The sequence below is a fragment of the Halonatronomonas betaini genome, assembly GCF_015666175.1.
GTDB classification, from domain to species: domain Bacteria; phylum Bacillota; class Halanaerobiia; order Halanaerobiales; family Halarsenatibacteraceae; genus Halonatronomonas; species Halonatronomonas betaini.
Genome location: NZ_JADPIE010000006.1, coordinates 123,468 through 149,902, shown reverse-complemented (window position 1 = coordinate 149,902; position 26,435 = coordinate 123,468). Strand labels below are relative to the sequence as shown.

Genomic DNA, 26,435 nt, shown 5'->3' with positions numbered 1-26,435 from the left:
CAAATTTAATAAAATAATTTTAGAGGGTGATTTTAAATGTCAAAATTAATTGATAGAAACAAAGTAATATATTCTTTTAATCAAAAAAATAAAGCAATAGCAGAAGTTAAACCTGGTGAAGAATTCACAATTAGCACATATGACTGCTTTTCTGGTCAATTAAAATCAGAAGATGATGTTATTTCTGAGATGAACTGGGATCATATAAATCCTGCTACTGGGCCGGTATTTATTGAAGGGGCTAAAAAAGGAGATATATTAAAAGTTGAGATTTTATCTATAGAACTTGAAAGTCCGGCAGTTATGATTGCAGCTCCCAAAGATGGCGTTTTAGGTCATCTGATTGAAGAATCTATTGCTAAGATTTTGCCAATTAAGAATAACAAACTTATATTTTCTGATAAATATAAATTTGATCTGGAACCTATGGTAGGTGTGATTGGAATTGCCCCGGAAGATGGTTATGATATTTCTACCGGGACACCAGGTGAACATGGAGGTAATATGGATTGCAAACTGCTGGGGCCAGGAGCTTCTGTTTATTTTAAAGTTCAAACTGATGGGGCTCTTTTAGCTGCAGGTGATATGCATGCATTAATGGGAGATGGTGAAATTGTTGTCTGTGCTGCTGAAGCTGGAGGCAAGATAAAATTAAAGACAGAAATTATCAGAGATAAAGATTTACCTGTGCCTTTTATTGAAAAAGGAGAGTTAATCTCAACTGTAGCTTCTGCAGAGACTTTAGATGAGGCTGTAGATATGGCTACAGAGAAAATGGCTAATTATCTTGTTGAAAATTATGAGTTTGATCTGACTGAAGCTGGCTTAATTATGAGTTTGATTGGAGATGCTGAAATCTGTCAGGTTGTTGACCCTTTAAAGACGGCAAGATTTACAATAGATAAAAGTAAATTATAATTAGTTAAATGCACCACCTATTTATTGATTATATTTAAATTTATGATATAATAAATTAAGTTCATAAAATCAGTTATTTTAAAAAAGAGTCCATGTTATTATTTTTATCGAATCTATACCGTATTTATACCGAAACTAAACCGAAGCTAAACCGAAGAAAGACCGAAGCTAAAGCGAATAAATACCGAAATTTGACTGGAACTTAATAAGAGAAAAAAACTTAATTTCAAATAAAACTTCAGGCCTGAGCTAATGCTCAGGCCTGATTAAATTGATTATATTTTTATTTAATCCTGGCGCCAGAGAGTTATTTTTAAGTAATTATCTTTATATTCTACAACAGAGTTATCTACTAGCATGCCAACCAGGCTCATTTCTCTAGAGTTATTACCTTCTCCTGCAAGTTCCCAGTAATATTCTTCAACCTGGGCCTCTCTGCTAGTATTCAATTCTTCTCTAAGTTTTGTTAATTCTTCACCTGAAATATATTCTATTAAGCCTTCAATGATGATTTCATATTCTTTTTCCTGGCCAACATCATCTGAATTGAACTTGACCTCAACATTTTTTGCCCCTTGATCGAAGAAATAAGTCATTAGTTCACTGATAATTTTGACTGCCTTTTTAGTTTCGCGCATTATTAACTCCTTTCAGGGTTTGTTTGCCCGAGGCTACTTAGTATAGGTATTAACATTGCTGCAACAAGTCCACCAGCAAAACCATTGTTATAAAGGTTGATACCGCCGTGAAGGTAACCAACATTCATAACCACAGCTAGATGTAAAAAGCCTGCAAGAAGTCCAGCTTTTATTCCATATTGGCCTGCAATTGGAGCTAGAGTTGTTCCAAATAGGGCGGCCAATAGAGCTCCAGCTGAAGCAGCTTCAATTGCCTGAACCTGAGTTGAAAGAAAAATGCCAATTAGAATAGGTATTACATTTCGAGGGTGTTTACCAAAAGCTGCAAAACCTACGATTGTAAAAATCCCCCCGATAATTGGTCCGTTTATTTCTCCACCGACAAGAACAATGTATCCTAGAGAGATTATTCCCATAATTCCCATATTGAGAAACGTTACTCCCATACCATCGGTATTAATAAAATCAGAAACTAATCGACCGCTATGTCTGGTAACCTTTGTGAAACCTTTAAAGGATAGGTTATTATATAAAAGGCCAACTACAACCATTGATATGAATAGAACTAGCAGATACATTCCAAGCTGATCATTTAAACCTTCTGCAAAATGAAACTGGCTTGCAGCTTCAAGATCAAATGCTCTAAATACAGCCATAAAAAGTGATCCAGTCATACCAGCTGTAAAACCAATATTATAGATATTATAACCCTGATGAAATTTAACCATATGATTCGCCAGTGGTGGCAGAATAAAACCGGCTAAGGTACCAAATATTGCGCCTAAAGCCAAACCATTAATGGTACTGAAGCCTAAACCAAAACTTACAAGGCTTACTAATGGGGCTAAAGCTGTTCCAAACAGGGCTACTAATATAAAGCGGCTAAAAGGTTCTTCTTTATAAAGTGCATATAAGTAAACTCCGCCAAAAATTGGCCAGACATTAAAAATATTTTTTCCAAAAAAAGCAAAACCGGCAACTGTAAAAACTGCTGCAATTATTGAGCCATTTATATTAACTTTAGCTTTTTTTACAATGGCCAGTGAGATTAGCATTAAAAATCCGGCATTTAGAAAAGCAGAACCAATATTACCTAAGACCATATAATCTGAGATTAATGTGCTTTCTGATAAAGAGATAGACATCATGCCGTTAAAGAGTTCAGCTGGACTATTAAAATAAAAAGCTGTACCAATAAGGATGACTCCATATAAAAATAAGATTATAAATTTAGCATTTTCTGTTGCTGTTAATGCTAATGAATGTCTAAGTGATTTAGATGAACCTGATGCATATGAGCTAGTTTTGTTGTTAGGCATTATTAAATGGTACCTCCTGAATATTTTAGTGAATTAATCAACAATATTAATTATATATTATTTTTATAAAAATTACAATATAAAATTGACATTAAACCTGGACAGGAGTATAATTTGATTGTAGAGTTTTTTATCCTGTAGAGATTATTAAGTTTATTTAAAATAAAAAAAGCCTGCCAGTGGCAGGTTTTATCTATTACTAATAATATTAAAATGGTGCCGAGGGTGGGATTCGAACCCACACAGGCCTAAGGCCCACAGCGCCCTCAACGCTGCGCGTCTGCCAATTCCGCCACCTCGGCAATACAATAAATATTATATCATAATTTTGTTATCTGTCAACTCTAATTATAAATTTTTTTATAAATATAAGACTGAGGAGGAAATAATTTGTCGTCAGAAAGAAATATTTTCAATAATTTAAGTCCCCTTGACCACAGATATAGTCGTGGGGAGAATTTTCGGTTATTAAGTCAGTACTTTTCTGAAGAAGCAAGGTTTAAATGGGAAGCCAGGGTGGAATTGGCCCTAATTGAAACACTAGTGGATTTCGGGATTGCACCTAAAAAAGCTATTGATCAGATGAAAAAAGCAGTTGAATCTATCAATGCTGATGAAGTTTATAAGGAAGAGGAGAAGACAAAACATAATACAAGGGCCTTAGTCAATTGTCTCAGGGAAAATGTTGATTCTGAGTTCAGGCAATACATTCATTTAGGGGCTACATCTTTTGATATTGTAGATACTGCTGCAATTTTAAGATATAAGGCTTTTAATGATGAAGTTTTAATACCTGCTTTAAAGGAATTGATTGAAAAAATCTCTGAAGTTGCTTATCGAGAAAGGTCGACTGTCCAACTTGGCAGGACCCATGGCCAGGCAGCTGTGCCGGTAACCTTTGGCTATTATATGGCCGGGTTTGTTAGTCGACTGGGCAATAGGTTAGAAAGTCTTGAAAATTATAGCAGTGAGCTTACCGGTCAATTCTCTGGTGCAGTTGGAGCCTATAATTCACTTTCTTTACTGGTTGATAATCCAGTAGAGTTTGAAACTGTCTTACTTAATAAACTGGATCTTAATAGGTCTGAACATTCAACTCAGATAATTCCACCTGAAAAAATTACTGATTATATTCATGGTATAGTTTCGACTTTTGGGGTAATTGCTGATTTAAGTGATGATTTCAGGCATTTACAGAGATCGGAGATAAGTGAGACCGGCGAGGCATTCTCTGAAGATCAGGTTGGCTCTTCGACTATGCCCCAGAAGAGAAATCCAATCAACTTTGAAAATATCAAAAGTTCCTGGAAAGTAACAGTTCCTAAGATTATTACTGTTTACATGGACCAGCTCTGTGAGCATCAAAGAGATCTAACTAATTCATCTTCAGCCAGGTATTATCCTGAAATTATCAGTCATTTATTTCTGGCTATTAAAAGACTTAATAAAGTGATGGCAAGGCTCGTCCTTGATCATGAAAATCTAAAGAGAAACCTTGATAATCATAAAGATATGATTCTTGCTGAGCCATTATATATTATGCTCGCCAGGGAAGGTCATCCTGATGCCCATGAAGCTGTCAGGAAATTGACTTTAAAATCTGAGGAAACAGGCAAAAAGGTTTTAGAGTTGGCTCAGGAAGATGAGGGTTTAAACAAGTATTTTGACAAATTAACAACTGCTGAAAAAGATATACTAAATAATCCGGCTAATTATACTGGAGCAGCAATTAATGAGACTGTTGAAATAGTAAATAATTGGTCAGATAGATTGAATATAGAAAGGACGTGGTAAGGTGTCAAATATTAAAAGAGCTTTAATTAGTGTCGCAGAAAAAAAGGGAATTGTAGAATTAGCTGAGAAATTATCAGAGAATGGAGTAGAAATTATTGCAACAGGGGGAACAGCTGAGAAGCTAAAGAGCAATGATATTGATGTAATGGAGATATCTGAACTTACTGGTTATCCTGAATTACTTGCCGGTCGGGTTAAAACTTTGCATCCGGCAGTTATGGCGGGCATACTGGCCAGAAGGAGTAATGAAAAGGATATAGAAGATCTTAATGATAATGAGATTGAGCCAATCGATCTAATTGTGTGTAATCTCTATCCCTTTGAGAATAAAGTGGAAAATAATCCAGATGATCATTCTGGGATTTTAGAGGAGATTGATATAGGTGGCCAGACTTTAATTAGATCAGCTGCTAAAAATTATCAGGATGTTTTAGTTCTAACAGATCCTGAGCAGTATGCTGGATTTTTAGATACATATACAGAGGGAAATATAGATAAAAAATATAGATCAAAGCTGGCCAGGGCTGCATTTAGCTATATTGCTAATTATGATGGGGCAATTTCTGATTATTTTGGTAGCCTGGATGTTGAATCAGATCAGAAAGATAATTTCCAGGTGAGTTTTAATATTAAAGCTGAACTGGATAGAGAACTTAAATACGGTGAAAACCCTCATCAGAAAGCTGCAGTTTACAGAAGTAAGGATTTATTATCCGGGACATCATTATTATCTGCCAGGCAATTAAATGGTGATGATTTATCATATAATAATATAAATGATAGTCAGGCGGCTCTGGATTTAATTCTTGAATTTGATGAACATGCTGCAACGGCAATTATTAAACATACAAACCCCTGTGGGCTGGCTATAGCTCACTCCCCTGTTGTTGCCTTTAGAAAAGCTTATGCTGGTGACCCACAATCAGCTTATGGAAGTATAGTTGCATTTAATAGAGAAGTTGGCGGAAGTGTTGCCAGAGAAATGATCGGTGGCAGAAAATATATTGAGATAGTCCTTGCTCCTTCATATACTGAGGAAGCTGTTGAGGCCTTAGTTGATCGCTGGTCTGATATTAAATTATTAGAGTTAGCTGATATGAAGATTGCTGAAAAAAATGATTATGAAATCAAATCTATATCTGGTGGATTCCTATTACAGGAAAAAGATATAGGAGTTGATGATCTTGCCGATTTAAAGCAGGTTGCAGGACCATACAAAGATAAAGAGATTAAAGAGAAAGAATTAAAGGAATTATATCTTGCTACTATGGCAGCCAAGCATGTAAAGTCAAATGCTATTGCCCTGGCAAGAGGTGAGGCCATTGTTGGGATTGGTGCCGGACAGATGAGTCGTGTTGATGCTGTTAGATTGGCGAGCAAAAAGGCTGCTGGAAGGCAGTTCGGTGGAGTCCTGGCTTCTGATGCCTTTTTCCCTTATCCAGATGCAATTGAAATAGCTGCTGAAAATAATATTAAATCAATTATTCAGCCAGGTGGCTCAATCCGGGATGAAGATGTAATAAAAGCCTGTGATGAACATGGTATTAAGATGTATTTTACTGGATACAGACATTTTAAACATTAAAATACTTGACTTTAATTTTAAGATTTAATATAATAATTTCAAATATAATGATAAAGCTATGATTGGGAGAGTAGATTGATTGTAAAACTCAAAAGAGATATAGTGCCTCAGGCTGAAAGCACTTAGTTTAAAATCAATTGAAGACCACCCTTGAGCTGATTCTGGGAAAGCGATGATTGTGATTATCAGAATCCGGGTTCCAGCCGTTAGACTGGTTTGAGTGGAGAATGTTTTTGTTCTCTTAAATAGAGTGGAACCGTGTGCGAATATATCGCCCGCCTCTAGTTTTTACTGGAGGTGGGCTTTTTAATTTTAGATAAATTTATTAGGAGGTTGATATTAATGGTTCAAATTACATTACCTGATGGTTCAACAAAGGAATATGAAAAGAAGGTTACAGTTGAAGACGTTGCCTATGATATTGGTAGAAGATTGGGCAAGGATGCAGTTGCAGGTATTGTTGATGGTAAAAAAGTAGACACCTATTATGAAATTGATGAGGACGTAGAGCTTGCTATAATTACTATTGATTCAGAGGAAGGGCTTGATATTTTAAGACATACCGCTTCTCATATTCTGGCCCAGGCTGTAAAGGATTTATATGATGATGTTAGTATTGCAATTGGACCGACAATTGATGAGGGCTTTTATTATGATTTTGATTTAGAAGAATCTATTTCCAAAGAGGACCTTGATGATATTAAAGAGAAGATGCAGGAGATTATAGATGAGGATTTGCCGGTGAGAAAGTTTGTTTTACCTAAAGATGAAGCAGTTCAATTAATGGAAGATAGAAACGAACCGTATAAAGTTGAGTTGATTGAAGAATTAGAGGATGATATGATCAGCCTTTATCGTCAGGGAGACTTTGTTGATCTCTGCCGGGGGCCACATCTTCCTAGAACTGGGATGGTTGAAGCTTTTGAATTATTAAACGTTGCCGGCGCCTACTGGCGTGGAGATGAAAATAATGAGATGCTGCAGAGGGTCTATGCTACAGCTTTTGCTGATGAAAAGGAGTTAGAAGAATATTTAAAACAGAGAGAAGAGGCTAAAAAGCGTGATCATAATAGGCTCGGGCGAAAATTAGATTTATTTATGACCTCTGATATAGTTGGCCAGGGTTTACCTTTATTAAAACCAAAAGGAGCTAAAGTTATTCAAATTTTGCAGAGGTTTATTGAAGACGAAGAGGAGAAACGGGGCTATAAAAGAACCATGACCCCTTATATGGCAAAAAAGGATTTATATGAAACTTCAGGACACTGGGAACATTATAAAGATGATATGTTTGTGATTGGTGATGAAGACAAAGATGAAGAGGTCCTGGGTATGAGGCCAATGACCTGTCCTTTTCAGTTTATGATCTATAATTCTAAATTGAGAAGTTATCGAGATCTTCCAATTAGATATGCTGAAACATCAACACTCTTTAGAAATGAAGCTTCTGGTGAGATGCATGGTTTGATCAGGGTTAGACAGTTTACTATCTCTGAAGGCCATTTGATCTGTACCCCGGAACAGCTCGAAGAAGAATTTTTAGGTGTTATTGATCTGGTAAATTATGTTATGGAAACAATCGGGATAGAAGATGATATCTGGTATCGTTTCTCCAGATGGGATCCAGATAATAAAGGTAAATATATTGATAATCCTGAGGCCTGGCATGATACCCAGGAGAAGATGGAAAATATCTTAGAAAAAATGGATCTTGAATATGAAGTTGCAGATGGAGAAGCTGCCTTTTATGGACCGAAACTGGATATTCAGTTTAAGAATGTTCATGGTAAAGAGGATACAATAATTACTATTCAGATAGATTTCAGTCTCCCTGAAAGATTTGATATGACCTATGTAGATAGCGATAATGAAAAACAGAGACCATATATTATTCATAGAACGTCTATTGGTTGTTATGAGAGAACTCTTGCTATGTTAATTGAAAAATATGCTGGAGCTTTCCCGACCTGGCTGGCCCCTGTACAGGCTAAGATTATTCCGGTATCTGATGACCAGAACAGTTATGCTGATAAGGTTCAGGAAGAACTTCAGAAATATGATATCAGAGTTGAAATAGATAAAAGAGATGAACAGGTAGGCTATAAAATTCGAGAAGCCCAGGTTGAACAGGTTCCTTATATGTTAATTGTTGGTTCAAGAGAAGAAGAAAGTGGTTCTGTTTCTGTAAGAGACCGGCGTGAAGGAGATCAGGGCCAGGTTGATCTTCAGGAGTTTATTAATAATATAAATAAAGAGATTGCTGAGAAGAATTAATCAGATTTTTTGTTGACTTAGGTTATTTTCTCTGGTATACTATATTTTAGTGACAATAAAGTAGGAGCGCCTGCTTCTCACCAGTAATAGGATTACTGGTTAATAACTACTGATTCAGAACCAATTAATCGGTTCTGCTCTGGGATTAGACTATTCTCTCAGGGATAATTATGTAGTCTTAATTTTGTTTATTTGCGGGCGGTCCAGGAATGGATCCCCGCTTTTTGTTTTCAAATATATTAGGAGGTGGATAAAATCGTAGAAGATTTACGGGTTAACCAGCAGATTAGAGCCCGAGAGGTTAGGTTGATTGATCAAGAGGGTGAGCAGATAGGAATTAAATCCATTGATGAGGCTATGAGAGCAGCAGAAGAAAAAGGTATGGATTTAGTTGAGGTTGCACCTCAGGCTAATCCTCCAGTCTGTCGTATTATGGATTATGGAAAATATAAGTATGAACAGGCTAAAAAGGAAAAGGAAGCTAAGAAGAATCAAAATGTAATGAACGTAAAAGAGGTTCAGATGGGTGTTAAAATTGATGACCATGATTTTGATGTTAAGTTAAAGCAGGCCAGAAGATTTTTAAAGAATAAAGATAAAGTTAAAGTTAGACTTAAATTTAGAGGCCGGGAAATGATGCATCAAGAAATCGGTCATGAATTAATGGAGAGACTAATAGAAGGAACCGAAGATTTAGGTTCTGTTGAAAGTGGCCCTAATATGGAAGGCCGCAATATGATGATGTTTATAACACCAGATAGTGATAAGTAATTATTATATAGATTAGGAGGTCTTAATTATGCCTAAAATGAAAACTCATAAAGGAATCAAAAAAAGAGTTAAGAAGACTGGTAAAGGTAAATTAAAGAGAAAGAAAGCCTTTAATAGTCATTTGCAGACAAAAAAGAAGGCTAAAAGAAAAAGAAATTTAAGTAAAGATACTCTTGTTAACGATACACATGCAAAAAAGTATAAGCATTTATTACCCTATGAATAAATTTTATAGCATATAATAACAACTGTTCAGATGGAAAGGAGTGAATGATAGATGCCACGAGTAAAAAGAGGAAATAAAGCTAGAAAAAGAAGAAAGAAAGTCTTAAAAAATGCCAAGGGATTCTTTGGCTCAAGGAGCAGACTTTTCCGTCCTGCAAATGAAGCTGTAATGAAATCTCTTGATTATGCATATAGAGATAGAAGAAGAAAGAAAAGAGAGTTTCGCCGTCTCTGGATTACTAGAATTAATGCAGCAGCAAGACAGAATGGTCTCTCATATAGTCGTTTCATAAATGGTCTTAAGCAGGCCAATGTAGAGATTGATCGTAAGATCCTTGCTGATATGGCAGTTAATGATAAGGATGGTTTTGCTGAGTTAGTTGAACTGGCTCAGGAACAACTAGCAGGATAAATTATATTATATTTAAGGTCTGGGGGCTTTCTCCAGGCCTTTATTTATCTTTTGATTAGAATAGAGGTGTATAAAAATGATTGATAATTCTTTTATAGAGCTAAGCAGTAATCAAAATCAGAATATCAAAAGGGTTAGAAAGTTGAAGAGGAAAAAATATAGGGATGAGTTTCAGGAGTTTATTTTAGAAGGAATTCAGATTATTGAAGCAGCAATAAATATGTCTGGAAATATAAAAGAAGTTTATATTTCAGAAGAAGTACATAAACAGGAGAATATTGAAAGAATTATTGATTTATTTGATGAAAGGGCAGATAAATATCTACTAGAAGCAGAACTTTTTGCTGAGATTTCAGAGACTGTAAATAGCCAGGGTATTCTGGCAGTTGCTGAGATGAAAACCTGTAGTTTAGATAATTTAATAGATTTAGAGGGGCCAATATTATTACTGGCTGGTCTACAGGACCCCGGGAATGCTGGAACTTTAATCAGGTCGGCTTCAGCAGCTGGTTTTGCCGGTATTATTGCTTTAAAAGGTACTGTTGATATTTATAATCCTAAAGTTATCAGGGCTTCAATGGGGGGGATATTTGATTTAGAATTAATCAAAAATGTTGATATAAAAGATTTAAACAAGAAATTTATTAATTCTAAAAGAAGAATGATCTTTGCTGAGCCAGGTGCAGCCAAACCATATTATGATTTTGTTTTTAAGGAGAATGATATTTTAACAATCGGCAACGAAGCCAGAGGTCTTTCTAATGAAATTTATGAATTGGAGCATGAGAGTATTTCTATTCCTATAAAAGGAAATATTGAGTCATTAAATGCTGCAATGGCAGGAACTATATTGATTTTTGAAATGGTTAGAAGCTTTTAATCTGCTAACTAATAGGTCTTTGTTGTCAATCAAAATTTCTTATGATATAATTTAATAAATGAGTTAATTTAAAAATAAATATTTAAAAGCAGAGAAGGAGAAAGTAGGCGAAAATATTTTTTATAGGGAATAACTGTCTTAGACTGGGAGCAGTTTAAAAATATTCGTCTAAATTCACTCTGGAGCTGGAGGCTGAATGTTAAGTAGGTTTTCTCAGGAGTAAACCTGTTAGAAATCAACTGAGAGGTCTGTTATAATTTAACAGATAATTAGGGTGGTACCGCGAACCTTCGTCCCTTTATCAGGGGCTTTTTTTTATGGAATAGGCTTTAAATATAATCGGAGGTGGAGATAAATGGATGTAAAAGAAACTGTAAGTGAAATTTTAGATGAATTTAAGAAAGAATATTCCCAGGCTAATGATTTAGATGCATTAGAAGATTTAAGAATTAAATATCTGGGGAAAAAGGGAGAAGTTCAAAAATTATTTAATAAGATGGGGAGTATCCCTGCGGAAAAACGTCCAGTTTTAGGGAAAGAAGCTAATATTTTAAAACAAAAAATTGAAGCAGAATTGAATGAAAAGAAAGAAAAATTCGAGGCTGAAGCTAAAGCTAAAAAATTAGCAGAAGAGACTATTGATGTAACTCTACCTGGAAAAACTATCAACCAGGGAGCCAGACATCCTCTTTCTGTTGTAACTGAAGAGTTAGAAGATATTTTTATTGGATTAGGCTTTGAAATTGCAGAAGGACCTGAACTAGAAGATGAATATCATAATTTTGAAGCTTTAAATATTCCTGAAAATCATCCAGCACGAGATTTACAGGATACTCTATATTTCAATGATAGCTTTTTATTAAGGACCCATACATCTCCGGTCCAGGTAAGAACGATGGAAAATACAGAACCGCCTATTAGAATTATTGCACCAGGCAGGGTCTATCGAGCTGATGAATTAGATGCCTCGCATTCCCCTGTGTTTCATCAATTGGAGGGTTTAGTGATTGATGAGAACATAACCTTTGGTGATTTAAAGGGTACGATAAGGGCAATGGTTGAGGAGATTTATGGCAAGGACCAGGAAGTTAGGTTTCGCCCCAGTTATTTCCCATTTACTGAACCCAGTGCAGAGGTTGATGTTTCCTGTATAGTCTGTCAGGGAGATGGATGCAGTCTCTGTTCAAGGACTGGCTGGCTTGAAATCATGGGTTCTGGAATGGTCCATCCAAATGTCTTAAGAATGTCAGGTATCGATCCTGAAAAATATAGTGGTTTTGCTTTTGGAATGGGAATTGATCGAATTACTTTATTAAAATATGGGATTAATGATATTAGATTATTATTTGAAAATGATCGTCGTTTCTTAAAACAATTTTAAACTGGCAGAGAGGAGCATAAATTATGCAGATATCACATAACTGGTTAAATTCATATATAGATCTACCTTATACACCATATGAGCTGGAGAAAAAATTAACTATGGCTGGACTGGAAGTTGAGAAATTGGAATTTTTAGGTTCAGGCCTTGAAGATATAATTGTTGGTAAGGTTCTTGATGTAAAGGAGCATGAAAATGCAGATAAATTACATGTCTGTCAGGTTGATTGTGGAGAAGATGAGGTTTATCAGATTGTTTGCGGGGCAGATAATGTCAGGAAAGATCTAAAGGTTCCAGTTGCGTTACCTGGTACTATCTTACCAGATGGAATGAAAATTGGTGAAGCTAAATTAAGAGGGGTTCAATCCAATGGGATGATCTGTTCGGCAGATGAGCTTAAACTTGCAGAAGAGAGACAGCCAGGAATTATGGAGCTGCCTGATGACTTTAGTGTTGGTGCAAAGTTTATCGATGAGTATATGTTAAATGATTTTGTTTATAAATTAGATTTAACACCTAATTATTCTAGATGTCTTGGAATGCTAGGTGTAGCTAGAGAACTTTCTGCTCTGGCAGATGAAAATTTAGAAATTAATTATCCAGATACTAATCTTGAATCGGAAGAAGACTTACCTGTTAAAATAGATATAGAAGATGAAAATCTCTGCAGCAGATATACAGCAAGACTTATAAAAGGAATTGAAATAGGTCCCTCTCCAATCTGGATGCAAAGATATTTAAAAGCTTCTGGAATCAGGCCGATTAATAATGTGGTTGATATAACTAATTTTGTAATGCTTGAATATAATCAACCTCTTCATGCTTTTGATTATGATAAGGTTTCTGGAGATAAGATTATTATTCGGAGAGCCAGACAAGGTGAAGATTTAGTAACTCTTGATGGGCAGAGACGTGAATTAGATGAAGATGTTCTGGTGATAGCAGATGAAAATAAGGCTATAGGCCTTGCTGGTGTAATGGGAGGAGAAGAGACAGAGGTTTCCAGTGAGACAGAAAATATTTTGCTTGAGGCGGCTTGCTTTGATCCTGTTAATATCAGGACAACAGCTCGGAAATTTGCCCTGCCCAGTGAATCCTCTCATAGATTTGAAAGAAAGATTGATATTAAGGCTATCGCTGAGGTCTCCAGACGGGCTGCAAATCTTTTTGTTAAATATGCAGGTGCTGAAGTGGTTGGCAATCTTAATGATGAATATCCGTCTCCAGAAGCTGAATTAATTTTATCTTTAAGACCTGATAAAGTTAATAATCATTTAGGTATTGATATTGAAAAAGAAGAGATCAGAGATATGCTTGAAGCTCTGGGCTTTTCTGTTGAGATAGAAACTGATAAATTAAAAGTAGATGTGCCATCCTTTAGAACTGATGTTGAATATCAGGCAGATTTAATTGAAGAAGTTGCCAGGGTTTATGGGTATAATAATATCCCATATACAAGACCGGCCAGTAAAGGGTCTGGAGGCAGAAATGAAAATCAGAAGAAAGAGCTTACTTTAATGAAACTGCTTCAGGGTCAGGGACTTGATGAAGCAAAGACTTTCAGTCTATGGGAGAGTAAGAGTAAATATTTAAAATTACTTCCTGAAGATAAAGCAATAGAACTGAGGCTAAAAAATCCTCTCAGTGAAGCTTTTGCTGATTTAAGAACAACTCTATTACCAGGTTTAATTAATGTTTTAGCAAATAATTCAAGAAAACAGATAAAAAATATGGCTGTATATGAAATTGGTCGGGTGTTTTTTGATAGAGGCAATCAGAAACCTGGTGAGAAAAATATGCTGGCGATGGCCAGTATGGGCGCCAGTGTTGATAGCTGGGATTTAGACGCCCCGGATTTCTTTTATCTGAAGGGAATACTTGAAAATCTATTTGATTATTATAAAATAGATAATTATAAATTTGAGAAAGCAGCCTATGAAATATTTCATCCAGGTAGAGCAGCAAACATTCTAATAAATGGAAAAGATTGTGGTATGATCGGGGAAATTCATCCAGATATACAGGAAGATGAAGATTTACCAGAAAGAACTGCAATTGTTGAAATAAATCTAGATAATTTATTTGCTCTGACTGGCAGAGATTCAATACGGCATGGAGAGATCTCCAGATATCCATCAACTGAGAGGGATCTGGCTTTAATAGTTTCAGAAGAAGTTACTGCCGGAGCTATTATTGAATCTATTAAAGATATTTCTGGCAGGATTCTGGAAAAGGTTGAGTTATTTGATTATTATAAAGGCAGTCAGATACCTGAAGGTAAAAAGTCGCTGGCATTAAAGCTGACTTATCTGGATAAGGATAAAACAATTAAAGAAGAGGAAGTAACTGAAGAGATTGAAAAAGTTATTAAAGAGTTAAAATCCAGATTTAATGTAGAAATTAGAGGTAATTAAACCTTTTTTGCAGGAATTTATAGATTTATAATGAATATTATATCTAACTAATAGTTAATTGGGGGATTAAAAAGATGACTCAAGATAAGAAAAATAAATTTAGAATTAATATTTTAGGTGAGTCTCATACTGTTACTACTGATCAACCCCAGGGATATATTCATGAATTAAGTGATACAATAAATCGGATAGGCTCTGACATTAAAAATGCCTATCCGTATATTCCTAAAAGAAGGTTGAATGCCTTAACCTTAATTAATCTTGCAGATTTAAAGCATAAAGCTGAGCAGGAAAAGGATAAGGTTATCAGGGAACGGGATAGACTGGCTCAAGAAAAAGAAGAGTTGGAAGATGAACTTAACAGATTGAGACAGGATAACGATGAATTAATGGAACTATTACAGGAGGTTGAATGATAATTGCCTGCTTTATCTCTGCTTGATATAATTATCGGCATAGTATTATTATTCTTTCTAATTACCGGTTATAAAAAAGGGTTTGTAAGGCAGACTGCCACTATTTTAGGGCTTCTGATCTCTGTATATGTCTCTGTCTATTTTTATTTAGATTTTGTTATTTTTCTTGAGCGATTTTTAGATTTATCACCGACAGTTTTGCAATTTATCAGTTTTGCTATTATTTTTATTGTTTTAAATGTTGTAATTCATTTATTAGGGGAATCATTTAAAGCATTGTTAGATAAATTATATTTAGAAGCAGCCGATCGAGCAGGTGGAATTTTATTTGGCGGGCTTAAAGGGATTGCTTTAGTTTATTTTCTTGTTGTTATTTTAAATCAGATACCTATCCCTGAAGTCGAATCAATGGTTAACAATTCATATTTAGCTCTCTGGTTGCTTGATCTTACCCCGATATTTCAAGAGGCAATCAATGATATTTTAAATTAAGACGGCCAGTTACTGGCCGTCTTATGCAGTGATAATATATTTACTTAAATCTTAGGAGGCTAGATATGGAAGACTTAACAGCAAAAGAAGTTGCCGCAATGTTGAATGAACTTGCTGATTTAATGGAAATAAAAGGTGATAATCCATTTAGAATAAGGGCTTATCAGAATGCTGCCAGAGCTATTACCGGACAATCGGAGAAATTAATTGATATAGTTAAAGATGGAAGATTACAGGATATAAAAGGGGTTGGCGAAGGTCTTGCCGGTATTATAACTGAAATCTTTGAGACAGGAACTTCCAGCCAGTTAGAAGAATTAAAAAGGGAGTTGCCAGCAGGAATTTCTGAATTATTAAATATTCCTGGACTAGGCCCTAAAAGGGCTCATCAGTTATATTATGAGCTGGAAATTAATAATATAGACGATTTGAAGCTAGCATTAAAGGAAAATCAGGTTCAGACTTTAAAGGGATTTGGCCCTAAAACAGAAAATAATTTATTAGAGGCTTTACTGGAATATGAGAATTATCAGGGCTTAATGACTATCGGTCGAGCTGATAAACTGGCTAAGAGACTGGAAGAATACTTTAAAGAGTCAGATGGGTTATGGAAACAGATGAGTTTTGCCGGGAGTTTAAGAAGGAGAAAAGAACTTGTTAAAGATATAGATATGATTTTTGTTCCAGCAGAGGATAAGTTAGAGGAATTAAAAGATACTATTAAAAATTATCCTGAGTCTGAAAAGATTGAACTGGCTGGTGATACTAAAATAACTTTGCAATTAGAAAATGGTATTAAAGTTGATTTTAGATTGCTTGAAGAAGAAAGCTATCCATTTGCTCAACAGCATTTTACTGGTTCTAAGGAGCATAATGTGGTAATCAGGAGAATTGCCAAAGAAGCAGGTTATATTTCCAATGAATATGGTCTTTTTGATAGAGAAACTGATGAGAAAGTTACCAGGATAAATACAGAGGCTGATTTATATGAGTTTTTAGGTCTATCTTATATTATTCCTGAGCTAAGGGAGGATAAAGGCGAGATTGAAGCAGCCAGTGAAAATAAACTACCTGAATCTGTTGAACTAGCAGATATTAAAGGCGAACTTCATCTTCATACCAGATATAGTGATGGTGCCTGCACAATTGAGGAGATGGTTGAAGCTGCAATTGCTCAGGGTTACGAGTATATAGCAGTTACTGATCACTCTGAATCTTTAAGGATTGCAAGTGGTTTAACTGTTGAAGATTTAGAAGAACAGGCTAAAGAGATAGCTGAGGTACAGAAGAAATATCCTGATTTTAAAATACTCTCAGGTATTGAGGTAGATATATTAAGTGATAACAATCTTGATTTTTCTGATGAAGTCCTTGAAAAACTGGATTTAGTTATAGGTTCAATTCATAGTGGATTTACCCAGTCAGAGGCTGAAATTAATGAGAGAATTATAACTGCAATGGAGAACCCTAATGTTGATATTATTGCCCATCCCAGGGGCAGATTATTAGGTAAAAGAGAGGCTTACCCTGTAGATATGGATAAGATTATTAAAGAAGCTGCCAGAACTGGAACTGCTTTAGAGATAAATGCCTCACCATCGAGATTGGATCTTGATGATCATTATGCGAAAAAGGCAAAAGAGGCTGATGTAAAGATTTCTATTAATACTGACGCCCATCATACCAGAGAATTAAAGGATATGGAATTAGGCGTATCTGTAGCCAGAAGAGGCTGGCTAGAAAAAGATGATATAATAAATACAATGAACTCTGATCAATTGATTGATTATTTAAATAAATAGAAGCAAGAATTTACTGAGGTGACTTTATAAATGCATCGTCCAAGTTTAGAGGTTTTGGAGTTTAATAAGATAAAAGAGATGGTGGCAGAACAGGCCCGAACTTATCCTGGAAAGAATAAGGTTAGATCGCTGGTACCCTTTAAATATAAAGATCAGGTCCAGTATAAGCTTAAAGAAGCAGGTCAGGCGGCTGCTTTAATAGAAGAGTTAGGTCGCCCTCCTTTATTATGTCCAGAGGATATTCCAGCTATTTTAGAGCGGGCAAGTAAAGAGATTGTGCTGCAAATAAGTGAGATAAGTAAAGTTGAAAGGTTGATAAGATCAACAGGTAATAGCCTTGCTTATTTTAAAGATTTAAAGGATTTAGAGGAAAAATTTAAATCTGGAGATAATCTAATTATTGATGGCCCTTTACTAAAATATGCTGAAAACCTGGAAAACCAGGGGGAATTATTAAATGAAATTAATAAGATTATTGATGAGAATAATGAAATAAAGGATACTGCCAGTAATAAACTAAAAAATATTAGAAATAATATAGATAGTACTGAAAATCAGATTAGAAATAAATTAGATAGTATTATCAGAGATTCTGGCAGGCAGAAAATGTTACAGGATACTATTGTTACCAGAAGAGAAAACAGATTTGTCGTTCCAGTAAAACAGGAATATAAAAATACTTTTTCAGGTATTATCCATGATCAATCTTCCAGTGGAGTTACAGTCTTTATGGAGCCTGTGGAAGTGGTGAAGTTAAATAATAATCTGCGGGAACTTCAGCAGGACGAGAAGGCTGAGATCCAGAGAATATTAAGGAAATTAACATTAAAAATTGCAGACAGGTATCGGCCTTTAAAGAGAAATTTTAATATTTTAGTTAAAATTGATGAAATATTTGCTAGAGGTGGATTTTTAAATCAATATGATGGAACTGTACCTGCAGTCAATAAATCTGGATATATTAAGATAGTTCAGGGAAGGCATCCTTTATTAGGCGATCAGGCTGTACCTATTGATGTACATGTAGGCGGTAAATTTAGAACATTGTTAATTACTGGTCCAAATACTGGTGGTAAAACAGTAGCTTTAAAAACATTAGGATTGTTTGTATCACTTGCAGGAAGTGGGATTCCAGTGCCTGCGGATGATGGCACTAGAATTTCTATCTTTAATTCGGTATTTGCTGATATTGGTGATGAACAGAGTATTGAACAGAATTTAAGTACTTTTTCATCTCATATGAATAAAATTAATATGTTTTTATCTAAAGCAGATGCTAATTCACTTGTTTTACTGGATGAGATTGGTGCTGGAACAGATCCCAGGGAGGGAGCAGCTCTAGGAATTGCTCTATTAGATGAATTTAAAGAGAAGAATGCTGTTACTGTTGCTACAACCCATTACAGTCAGCTAAAAAGTTATGCCTATAGTAATGATGGGGTAGAAAATGCCTCAGTTGAGTTTGATCTGGAAAGTTTAAGCCCGACTTATAGATTGATAATGGGAGTTCCTGGAGGTAGTAATGCTTTTGAAATAGCTTTAAGACTTGGCTTACCTGATAAGATTATTGAGGATGCAAGAAGCCTTTTAGATGAGGATGAGCTGGTTGTTGAAGAGATCATTGCTGACTTAAATGATAAAAGGCGTTATTATGAAGAAAAGAATCTGGAGCTTGAAAAATTAGAAGCCAGATTAGAAAAAGAGAAAGAAGAATTAGAAAAAGAAAAAGAAAAATTAGACAAGGATAAGAAAAAGATTCTTGAAGAGACAAGAGAGCAGGCCAGGAGAGAATTGCGACAGGCTCAGGCTAAAGCAAAAAGAATCTTATCTGAATTAAAGAATAAAGATTTTGCCAACCGGCCAGATGTTGACAGGCTTGAAACTGAGATTAACCAGGAAATGAAGGATATGGAGAAAAAGCTTAAGACTGAAAGTAAAGAAAGTGATAAAGATAAAGAAATCAGTCATGATTTCCAGCCTGGTGAAGAGGTTAGAATTAATAGCCTATCACAGACTGGAGAGATTATTGAGCTTGATGATTCTAAAAAAGAGGCAACTGTTCAGGCTGGTATTATGCAGGTAACTGTAGATCAATCAGATCTCTCTCCAACTCCAGATGAGGAAAAGGAAGATAAAAAAACCTTTAAGAAATATCAGGTTAAGAAGAATAAATCAGTTTCAAATAGTCTGGATATAAGAGGCAAGAGATATGAGGAAGCCCAGCAGATAGTTGATAAATATCTTGATGATGCATTTCTTGCCGGTTTAACTGAGGTTGAAATAATTCATGGTAAAGGCAGTGGCGCTTTAAGGGAAGCTGTTGCTGAATTACTGGAGGAATCTCCCCATGTTAAAAGTTATAGGACCGGTGGAGAGGGAGAAGGTGGCTTAGGAGTAACAATTGCTAAAATTGGTAAGTAAATAGTTTGTGAAATATTAAAAGAGATACCGGCAGGTAACCGTCAGGTAACCAGCAGGTATCTCTTTTCTTTTGGTTTTTTGATTTAATCGTCTGATGGAGATAATCGATCCAGCAGACTGTCTATTGTGCTTCTTCGGTCTTCTCTTGATGAATCTTCTTCAGGTTCTTCATCTTCTTCGACATCATCTTCTGGTTCTTCATCTTCTATTTCATCCAGGTCAAGATCAATATCATCATCGTCAGTTTCATCATCCTGTTCACCGATAGGGAATAGTTGATCTCGATCTTCATCTGGTGTTTCATCAGGCTGGTCAAGAGGAGTACCTCCATGTTCACCACAATATTCATCAGGTACAGTTTTAAAGACTAAGTTACCATCATCATCTCTGTTTGGAATACCTGTTTCAGAATCTATTTCAATTAGTGGCATACCTTCCCGGGCCTGATATCTACCTGAAATAGAGCTTCTGCCGCCACCAGGCGAGCTAGATTGTTGAAATCCTATATCATCAGGACCTAACATTATTCCACTATCGACTAAATATTCTCTAGAAACAATATTATCTTCTGGACAGTTATCAGTTGCCAATTTACCGGTTTCCCGATCAATTCTTACAGTTGATATTTCTCCTGAAAAATCACTTGTATCAGATGGTGTATTATCCTCTCTAAAAATCTCATTTATCGCTCTCGGATTATTACCATCTGGTAATTTAGCAGTGATTGGATCTATTTCCAGGGAGACAATATTTTCTGGTCTATCAAAAGCAGTTGCCGGGATATCTTCAATTGCTTTATCCATAAACTTTCTCCAGATCTGAACAGCCTGTCCACTGCCAATTCTTCCAGTATCTGAATAGTTCATCTGTCTTGGACTATCTTCGCCAATCCAGACACCTGTTACTAATTCAGGGATAAAACCGATAAACCAGGCATCTGTATATCTATTTGTTGTTCCTGTTTTACCGCCAACTTCACGGCCTAGATCTGCTCTCCAGCCAGTACCATCCTGAACAACAGATTGGAGCATGCTCTGGATTAAATAATTATCCTCTTCATCAAAGACTACTCTTTTATCTGGATTTGCTTTATAGAGTACGTTACCATCTCTATCTCTAACCTCTTTAATGGCATGGGGCTGGACCCAGACTCCATTATTAGCAAATACTCCATATGATGAAGTGAGTTCCAGGGGTGTCACTCCTCTGGTTAAACCTCCAAGTGCCAGTGAAAGATGATCGTCATAATAATCGGATGGTGCAAAGGTTGATATGCCCATCTCCTCAGCAATATCAGTCGTTGCTTCAACTCCGATATCTTCGATTAAATTGACTGCTGCCACATTTAATGATGATGCTAATGCCTGTCTTAATGAAACCAGCCCATGATATTGATGATTAAAGTTTACAGGCCAGATTTCAAAATTTGTATCATTACTGGGAGAAGGCCTTGGAATATCTTCAACCAGTGAGGCTGGAAACTGGCCCTGCCTTATTGCTTCTGCATAGACAAATGGTTTAAATGCTGAACCAGGCTGTCTGGCAGCCTGAGTTGCCCGATTAAATTCGTCGTCTCCACGGCCACCAATCATTGCTCTTATTTCACCGGATTCAGGCTCGATTGATATTGATGAAAATTGTGGCTGGATATTGGCTATTTCAGTTTCTCGATCTATAGATGGTATAATTCCTTCATCTAAGGCTTCCTGTATACTTTCTTCAGCTTTACGCTGTTTATCTAAATCTATAGTTGTATAAACCTCGAGACCACCGCCAAATACAGTCTGGGCTCCAAACATTCTTATTAGCTGATCTCTGACATACCTGACAAAATATGGAGCACTTTCATCGATAGTTCTTCCATCTGCACTTAATTCAACTTCCTCTTGATGGGCTGTATTACGTTGGTCTTCATCCAGGTAATCTAATTGATACATTCTATTTAAGACAATGCCTCTTCGTCTAACTGCTTCATCCATGTTATTATAAGGCGAATAATAGTTTGGAGCTCTGGTTAAACCGGCCACCAGGGCAGATTCGCTTAAATTTAATTCTGAAACAGATTTGCCAAAATATTGCTGTGAGGCTGCCTCAACACCATAAGCACTATGTCCTAAGAATATCTCATTTAGATACATTTCCAGGATTTCATCTTTTGTATATAATCTTTCAAATTGTAATGCCAGATAGGCTTCCTGAAGTTTTCTATAATATGTTTTTTCCTGGCTTAATAAAGCACTCCTTGCTAGCTGCTGGGTAATTGTACTTCCACCCTGAGCCCTCCGACCTTCAATAATATTTGTAACTAGAGCCCTGCCGATACCTACTAAATCAATTCCATGGTGATCATAAAAATTATGATCTTCAATAGCAATAAATGCATTTTGTAAATTTTCAGGAATTTCATCAAGTGTTACATATACTCGGTTTTCCTGATAGAGACTATTAATTAAATCTCCATCATTACTATAAATCATTGTTGAAAGGCTTCCTCCACGATAATCAGAAATATCCGGGGTGTCCTGAATTATCCAGGTTAAGCCCCCTAAAAATAGACCTGTTATAAAGAAGAATAATATTAAAATAAATGCGAAAATATATTTTTTGTTTGTTTTCTTTTTAGAGCTTTTCTGCTCATTTTTCTTTGCAGACAAACTGCTCACCTCCTGTATCAAATCTATTATAACATAAATATGTTCATCTGACACCCCTTGTTAGTGAAAAACCATTCTGTTATAATTATATCATGTATCATAAATCTTTAAATATTAAGAAGCATTTTTGATTATAAAGGAGGTGGCTATCTGACTTAAAAGTCAGATACATAATAATGAATATTAAAAAGCAATTAGAAGTATTGACTCAGGGAGTAGAAGATTTAATAACCAAAGAAGAATTAGAGGAGAGGTTGAAAGAGGCTGAAAAAGAAGATAGGCCTTTAAAGGTTAAGTTAGGCCTTGATCCTTCAGCACCAGATATCCATTTAGGTCATACTGTAGTTTTGAATAAATTAAAACAATTTCAGGATTTTGGCCATGAGGTCCACTTAATCATTGGAGATTTTACTGGAATGATTGGAGATCCAAGTGGGAAGTCTGAGACCAGAAATCAATTAACCAGACAGGAAGTAGAAGAGAATGCAAAATCATATCAGGAACAGTTTTCTAAAGTTCTTGATAAGAAAAAGACTAAATTACATTTTAATAGTAGCTGGCTTGGCGAATTGGATTTAGAAGATATTATTAATCTGGCTTCAAAATATACGGTGGCAAGAATGCTGGAGCGGGAGGATTTTGCATCTAGAATGGAGTCCAATAAACCAATTTCAATTCATGAATTCTTTTATCCATTGATGCAGGGCTTTGATTCTGTTGCTTTAGAGGCTGACATCGAATTAGGTGGAACAGATCAGAGGTTTAATCTATTAGTTGGGCGCCGTTTACAGAAAGAATATGGCCAGGAGCCTCAATTGATTATGATGCTACCGCTTTTAGAGGGCCTTGATGGTGAACGGAAGATGAGTAAAAGTTTAGGCAATTATATTGGAGTTGAGGAAGATCCAGTTACTATGTATGGCAAGGTTATGTCCTTACCTGATGATTTAATAGGGAGATACTTTGAATTAGTAACTGATGTTGACCCGGATAGATTAGAAGAGATAAAAGAGGAGTTAGCTGATGAAACAGTTAATCCTATGGGGTTAAAAAAGGAGCTGGCAGCCTGGGTCGTTGAAAGATTTCATGATAAATCTGAAGCTGAGAGAGCTGCTAAAGAGTTTACCAGGGTATTTTCCCAGGGAGAACAGCCTGAAGATATGCCAGAGGTTACTATACCTGAGGAAGATTTAGAGGATGGCAAACTCTGGATTGTAAAATTAATAGCTGCAACTGATTTACTGGATAGCAATAGTCAGGCAAGAAGAATGATTAAACAGGGTGCTGTGACTATTGAGGATGAAAAAATAGAAAAAATTAATATAGATGTTCCAGTTGAAGATGGCATGGTTATTCAGATAGGTAAGAGAAGATATGCTCGAATTAGAAGGGGGAAGTAAGATGTTAACTGATGAAATTAGACAGTCTTATCTTGATTTTTTTGCAAAAAAAGGTCATAAGATTGCAGATAGTGCACCTCTGGTTCCAAAAAATGATCCAACTCTGCTCTGGATAAATGCAGGTATGGCTCCATTTAAGCCATATTTTAGTGGTAGTAAGGAACCTCCTTCTAAAAGAATGGTATCCAGTCAGAAATGTATTAGAACTAATGATATAGAGAATGTTGGCCGAACAGCAAGACATCATACCTTTTTTGAAATGCTAGGTAATTTTTCCTTTGGTGATTACTTTAAAGAAGAGGCTATTGCCTGGAGCTGGGAGTATGTTACTGATATTTTAGATCTCCCAGAAGATAGATTGATTATAACAATTTATAAGGATGATGATGAGGCCTTTGATATCTGGCATGATCAGATCGGTCTGCCAGAGAGTAGGATTGTCAGGATGGGTAAAAAAGATAATTTCTGGCAGATTGGCACAGGTCCCTGTGGACCCTGTTCTGAGATCCATATTGATCGGGGGCCTGACTTTGGAACAGGTCCTGAAGATGTATTAGGCGGTGAAGGAGATCGGTATTTGGAACTCTGGAACTTAGTCTTTACCCAGTATGATTATACTGAGGCAGGGGAGTATATTGAGCTGCCCCAGAAAAATATTGATACCGGTATGGGTTTAGAAAGAACGGCATCTGTATTACAGAATACCAGATCTAATTATGAGATAGATACGATTTATCCATTAATTAAAGAGGTAGAAAATAAATCTGGTTTTGAATATAAAGGCGACTGGAAAGATAAGATGCCACACAGAGTTATTGCTGATCATGTTAGAGGTGTTTCAATTGCAATCTTCGATGGAGCTCTTCCGTCTAATGAGGGACGGGGTTATGTTTTACGGAGACTGGTCAGACGGGCTGTCCGTTATGGCCAGAAAATTGGCCTGGAAGGTCCCTTTTTGTATGACTTTGTAGATAAAGTCAATCAATTAATGGCCGGTGGTTATCCAGAATTAAGTCAGAGATCTGATCATGTTAAGCATGTGATTAAATCTGAGGAAGAGAGCTTTTTAAAGACTTTAGATCAGGGGATGAAGATTGTTGAAGATATTAAGAGTGAATTAAAGGCTAAAGGAGAAAAAGTCCTGGCCGGGAAAGAAGCTTTTAAATTATATGATACTTATGGATTCCCTCTTGATTTAACTGAGGATATAATGGCTGAGGCAGGACTGGAAGTTGATACAGAGGGCTTTAAAGATGAGATGGCTAAACAGAGAGAAAGGGCCAGGAATGCCCGTGATGAAGGTGGTTTTGCTTCTTCACACGACTTATATGAAGAGCTGGCCTCTGAACTGGATATCTCAACTGATTTTATCGGGTATCATAATCTTAAGACTGAGGCTGAAATTAAAGCTATTATAGTTGATGGTGAAAAAGTTGAAAGTATTAGTCCAGACCAAAAAGGGGAAATAATTTTAGATAAGACACCTTTTTATGCAGAAAGTGGTGGCCAGATAGGTGATAAAGGAATTATTAGTTTAATTGATGATGAGGCTATTGCTGAAGTGAAAGATGTTAAGGAGAGATCTGGATTAATTATTCATATAATCAATCAAAAAACAGGCGGCTTATCTGTTGGCGACAAGGTCGAGTCTATTGTAGATAGGGATCTCAGGAGTTCAACTGCCCGAAATCATACTGCCACTCACTTGCTCCATCAGGCTCTGATGAATCAACTTGGTGATCATGTCAGTCAGTCTGGTTCGCTGGTCTCGCCTGAAAGATTGAGATTCGACTTTACCCATTTTCAGGGATTAAAGGATCAGGACTTAAGAAGGATTGAGAGAGAGGTTAATCGCAAGATAGTTGATAATTTAAAGGTTGAGACATTTGAAACTTCAGTCGAGAAAGCAAAAGAGATGGGAGCCCAGGCATTATTCGGTGAAAAATATGGTGATAGTGTTCGAGTTGTTAAGACTGGAGATTATAGCTTAGAGTTATGTGGTGGAACCCATGTTAATGCAACCGGTGAAATCGGCCTCTTTAAGATTAGCCAGGAAAGCAGTATTGCTGCTGGTGTAAGGAGAATTGAGGCAGTTACTGGCCTGGCGGCACTTGATTATATTGAAAGACAGGAAGATATAATTAATCAGGCAGCCGATCTACTAAAGGGCCGGCCTGTTGAGATAGTTGATAAAATAGAACAATTAAGAAGCTCTAAGAAGGAATTGGAAAAAGAGATAAAATCATTGCAGGATCAGCTGGCTGATTCAAAGGCTGGAGATTTATCAGAGGAAGTTGAAGATATTAATGGAATTAAAGCAATTATTAAAGAGGTTGAGCTTGACCAGGATGGTATTAGAAATCTAGCAGATGAGCTTGTGAATGACTTAGGCTCAGGAATTGTTATTTTAGCTAATAAAAATGATAATAAAGTATTTTTTGTAGCTAAAATCAGCAAAGATTTAGTTAAGGATGGTTATCATGCCGGTAATATTGTTGGAGATATTGCAAAGATTACTGGAGGAGGCGGCGGAGGCCGTCCAGATATGGCTCAGGCCGGTGGAAGCCAGCCAGATAAATTAGAGGAAGCTTTAAAAAGAGCCAGAGAATTAGTAGCTTCTCAATAATTTTAAAAATATT

The 26,435-nt window shown here is 36.1% G+C and carries 19 protein-coding genes, 1 tRNA gene and 2 other annotated features; of the genes, 16 read left to right on the top strand and 4 right to left on the bottom strand.

From position 1 onward, the window contains the following. Positions 1-36 precede the first annotated feature (36 nt). Positions 37-918 carry an acetamidase/formamidase family protein gene (locus tag I0Q91_RS11100; protein WP_270454610.1) on the top strand — a complete coding sequence of 294 codons (882 nt, stop codon included), beginning with the start codon at positions 37-39 and terminating at the stop codon, positions 916-918. A gap of 287 nt (positions 919-1,205) precedes the next feature. Here the strand turns inward: I0Q91_RS11100 and I0Q91_RS11095 are convergent, their stop codons facing one another. From I0Q91_RS11095 to I0Q91_RS11085, 3 genes are all read right to left on the bottom strand, one after another. Continuing rightward, positions 1,206-1,556, bottom strand: a complete 351-nt coding sequence (locus I0Q91_RS11095; protein WP_270454609.1) for a hypothetical protein — start codon at positions 1,554-1,556, stop codon at positions 1,206-1,208. Positions 1,557-1,558: 2 nt separating this feature from the next. Continuing rightward, positions 1,559-2,875 (bottom strand): DUF1576 domain-containing protein, encoded by a 1,317-nt coding sequence (locus I0Q91_RS11090; protein ID WP_270454608.1) that lies wholly within the window; start codon positions 2,873-2,875, stop codon positions 1,559-1,561. Between the two features lie 214 nt (positions 2,876-3,089). Then, positions 3,090-3,177: transfer RNA gene (locus I0Q91_RS11085), tRNA-Leu, on the bottom strand. Between the two features lie 88 nt (positions 3,178-3,265). Between I0Q91_RS11085 and I0Q91_RS11080 the strand changes: the two genes are divergently transcribed. The 13 genes from I0Q91_RS11080 to I0Q91_RS11020 all read left to right on the top strand — a co-directional run bounded on the left by I0Q91_RS11080 (position 3,266) and on the right by I0Q91_RS11020 (position 19,742). Further along, the gene (locus I0Q91_RS11080) at positions 3,266-4,669 is read left to right on the top strand and encodes a lyase family protein (RefSeq protein ID WP_270454607.1); all 1,404 of its coding nucleotides are present in this window, start codon (positions 3,266-3,268) and stop codon (positions 4,667-4,669) included. Between the two features lies 1 nt (position 4,670). After that, complete coding sequence (gene purH, locus I0Q91_RS11075) at positions 4,671-6,254, top strand: bifunctional phosphoribosylaminoimidazolecarboxamide formyltransferase/IMP cyclohydrolase (RefSeq protein ID WP_270454606.1); 1,584 nt, start codon at positions 4,671-4,673, stop codon at positions 6,252-6,254. Between the two features lie 49 nt (positions 6,255-6,303). After that, positions 6,304-6,540, top strand: a binding site (T-box leader). A gap of 56 nt (positions 6,541-6,596) precedes the next feature. After that, positions 6,597-8,528, top strand: a complete 1,932-nt coding sequence (thrS, locus tag I0Q91_RS11070) for a threonine--tRNA ligase (protein WP_282550604.1) — start codon at positions 6,597-6,599, stop codon at positions 8,526-8,528. A 306-nt stretch (positions 8,529-8,834) separates the two neighbouring features. Further along, a complete protein-coding gene (gene infC / locus I0Q91_RS11065) occupies positions 8,835-9,299 on the top strand; it encodes a translation initiation factor IF-3 (protein WP_427854502.1) in 465 nt (154 codons plus the stop codon). A 28-nt stretch (positions 9,300-9,327) separates the two neighbouring features. Next, entirely contained in the window at positions 9,328-9,525 is a 198-nt protein-coding gene (rpmI, locus tag I0Q91_RS11060; RefSeq protein WP_270454605.1) for a 50S ribosomal protein L35, read from the top strand. Between the two features lie 51 nt (positions 9,526-9,576). Next, the gene (gene rplT, locus I0Q91_RS11055) at positions 9,577-9,936 is read left to right on the top strand and encodes a 50S ribosomal protein L20 (protein WP_270454604.1); all 360 of its coding nucleotides are present in this window, start codon (positions 9,577-9,579) and stop codon (positions 9,934-9,936) included. A gap of 76 nt (positions 9,937-10,012) precedes the next feature. Continuing rightward, positions 10,013-10,816 carry a TrmH family RNA methyltransferase gene (locus I0Q91_RS11050; RefSeq protein ID WP_270454603.1) on the top strand — a complete coding sequence of 268 codons (804 nt, stop codon included), beginning with the start codon at positions 10,013-10,015 and terminating at the stop codon, positions 10,814-10,816. A gap of 82 nt (positions 10,817-10,898) precedes the next feature. After that, positions 10,899-11,117, top strand: a binding site (T-box leader). 54 nt (positions 11,118-11,171) lie between these two features. Beyond that, positions 11,172-12,197: a phenylalanine--tRNA ligase subunit alpha gene (gene pheS / locus I0Q91_RS11045; RefSeq protein WP_270454602.1), complete on the top strand. Its 1,026-nt coding sequence runs from the start codon at positions 11,172-11,174 to the stop codon at positions 12,195-12,197. A 23-nt stretch (positions 12,198-12,220) separates the two neighbouring features. Continuing rightward, entirely contained in the window at positions 12,221-14,611 is a 2,391-nt protein-coding gene (gene pheT, locus I0Q91_RS11040) for a phenylalanine--tRNA ligase subunit beta (protein WP_270454601.1), read from the top strand. A 74-nt stretch (positions 14,612-14,685) separates the two neighbouring features. Next, positions 14,686-15,027 carry a cell division protein ZapA gene (locus I0Q91_RS11035; RefSeq protein WP_270454600.1) on the top strand — a complete coding sequence of 114 codons (342 nt, stop codon included), beginning with the start codon at positions 14,686-14,688 and terminating at the stop codon, positions 15,025-15,027. 3 nt (positions 15,028-15,030) lie between these two features. After that, on the top strand, positions 15,031-15,519 hold the full coding sequence (locus tag I0Q91_RS11030; RefSeq protein ID WP_270454599.1) for a CvpA family protein: 489 nt from the start codon (positions 15,031-15,033) through the stop codon (positions 15,517-15,519). A 65-nt stretch (positions 15,520-15,584) separates the two neighbouring features. Then, the gene (gene polX / locus I0Q91_RS11025; protein WP_270454598.1) at positions 15,585-17,321 is read left to right on the top strand and encodes a DNA polymerase/3'-5' exonuclease PolX; all 1,737 of its coding nucleotides are present in this window, start codon (positions 15,585-15,587) and stop codon (positions 17,319-17,321) included. A gap of 30 nt (positions 17,322-17,351) precedes the next feature. Continuing rightward, positions 17,352-19,742 (top strand): endonuclease MutS2, encoded by a 2,391-nt coding sequence (locus I0Q91_RS11020; protein ID WP_270454597.1) that lies wholly within the window; start codon positions 17,352-17,354, stop codon positions 19,740-19,742. An 83-nt stretch (positions 19,743-19,825) separates the two neighbouring features. Here I0Q91_RS11020 and I0Q91_RS11015 read toward each other — a convergent pair whose 3' ends face one another. Beyond that, on the bottom strand, positions 19,826-22,396 hold the full coding sequence (locus tag I0Q91_RS11015; RefSeq protein WP_270454596.1) for a transglycosylase domain-containing protein: 2,571 nt from the start codon (positions 22,394-22,396) through the stop codon (positions 19,826-19,828). A gap of 176 nt (positions 22,397-22,572) precedes the next feature. On the opposite strand from I0Q91_RS11015, the gene tyrS reads away from it, so the two are divergent. Further along, positions 22,573-23,796 carry a tyrosine--tRNA ligase gene (gene tyrS, locus I0Q91_RS11010; RefSeq protein ID WP_270454595.1) on the top strand — a complete coding sequence of 408 codons (1,224 nt, stop codon included), beginning with the start codon at positions 22,573-22,575 and terminating at the stop codon, positions 23,794-23,796. A 1-nt stretch (position 23,797) separates the two neighbouring features. Further along, positions 23,798-26,422, top strand: coding sequence for an alanine--tRNA ligase (gene alaS / locus I0Q91_RS11005; protein WP_270454593.1), 2,625 nt, complete (start codon positions 23,798-23,800; stop codon positions 26,420-26,422). Positions 26,423-26,435 lie beyond the last annotated feature (13 nt).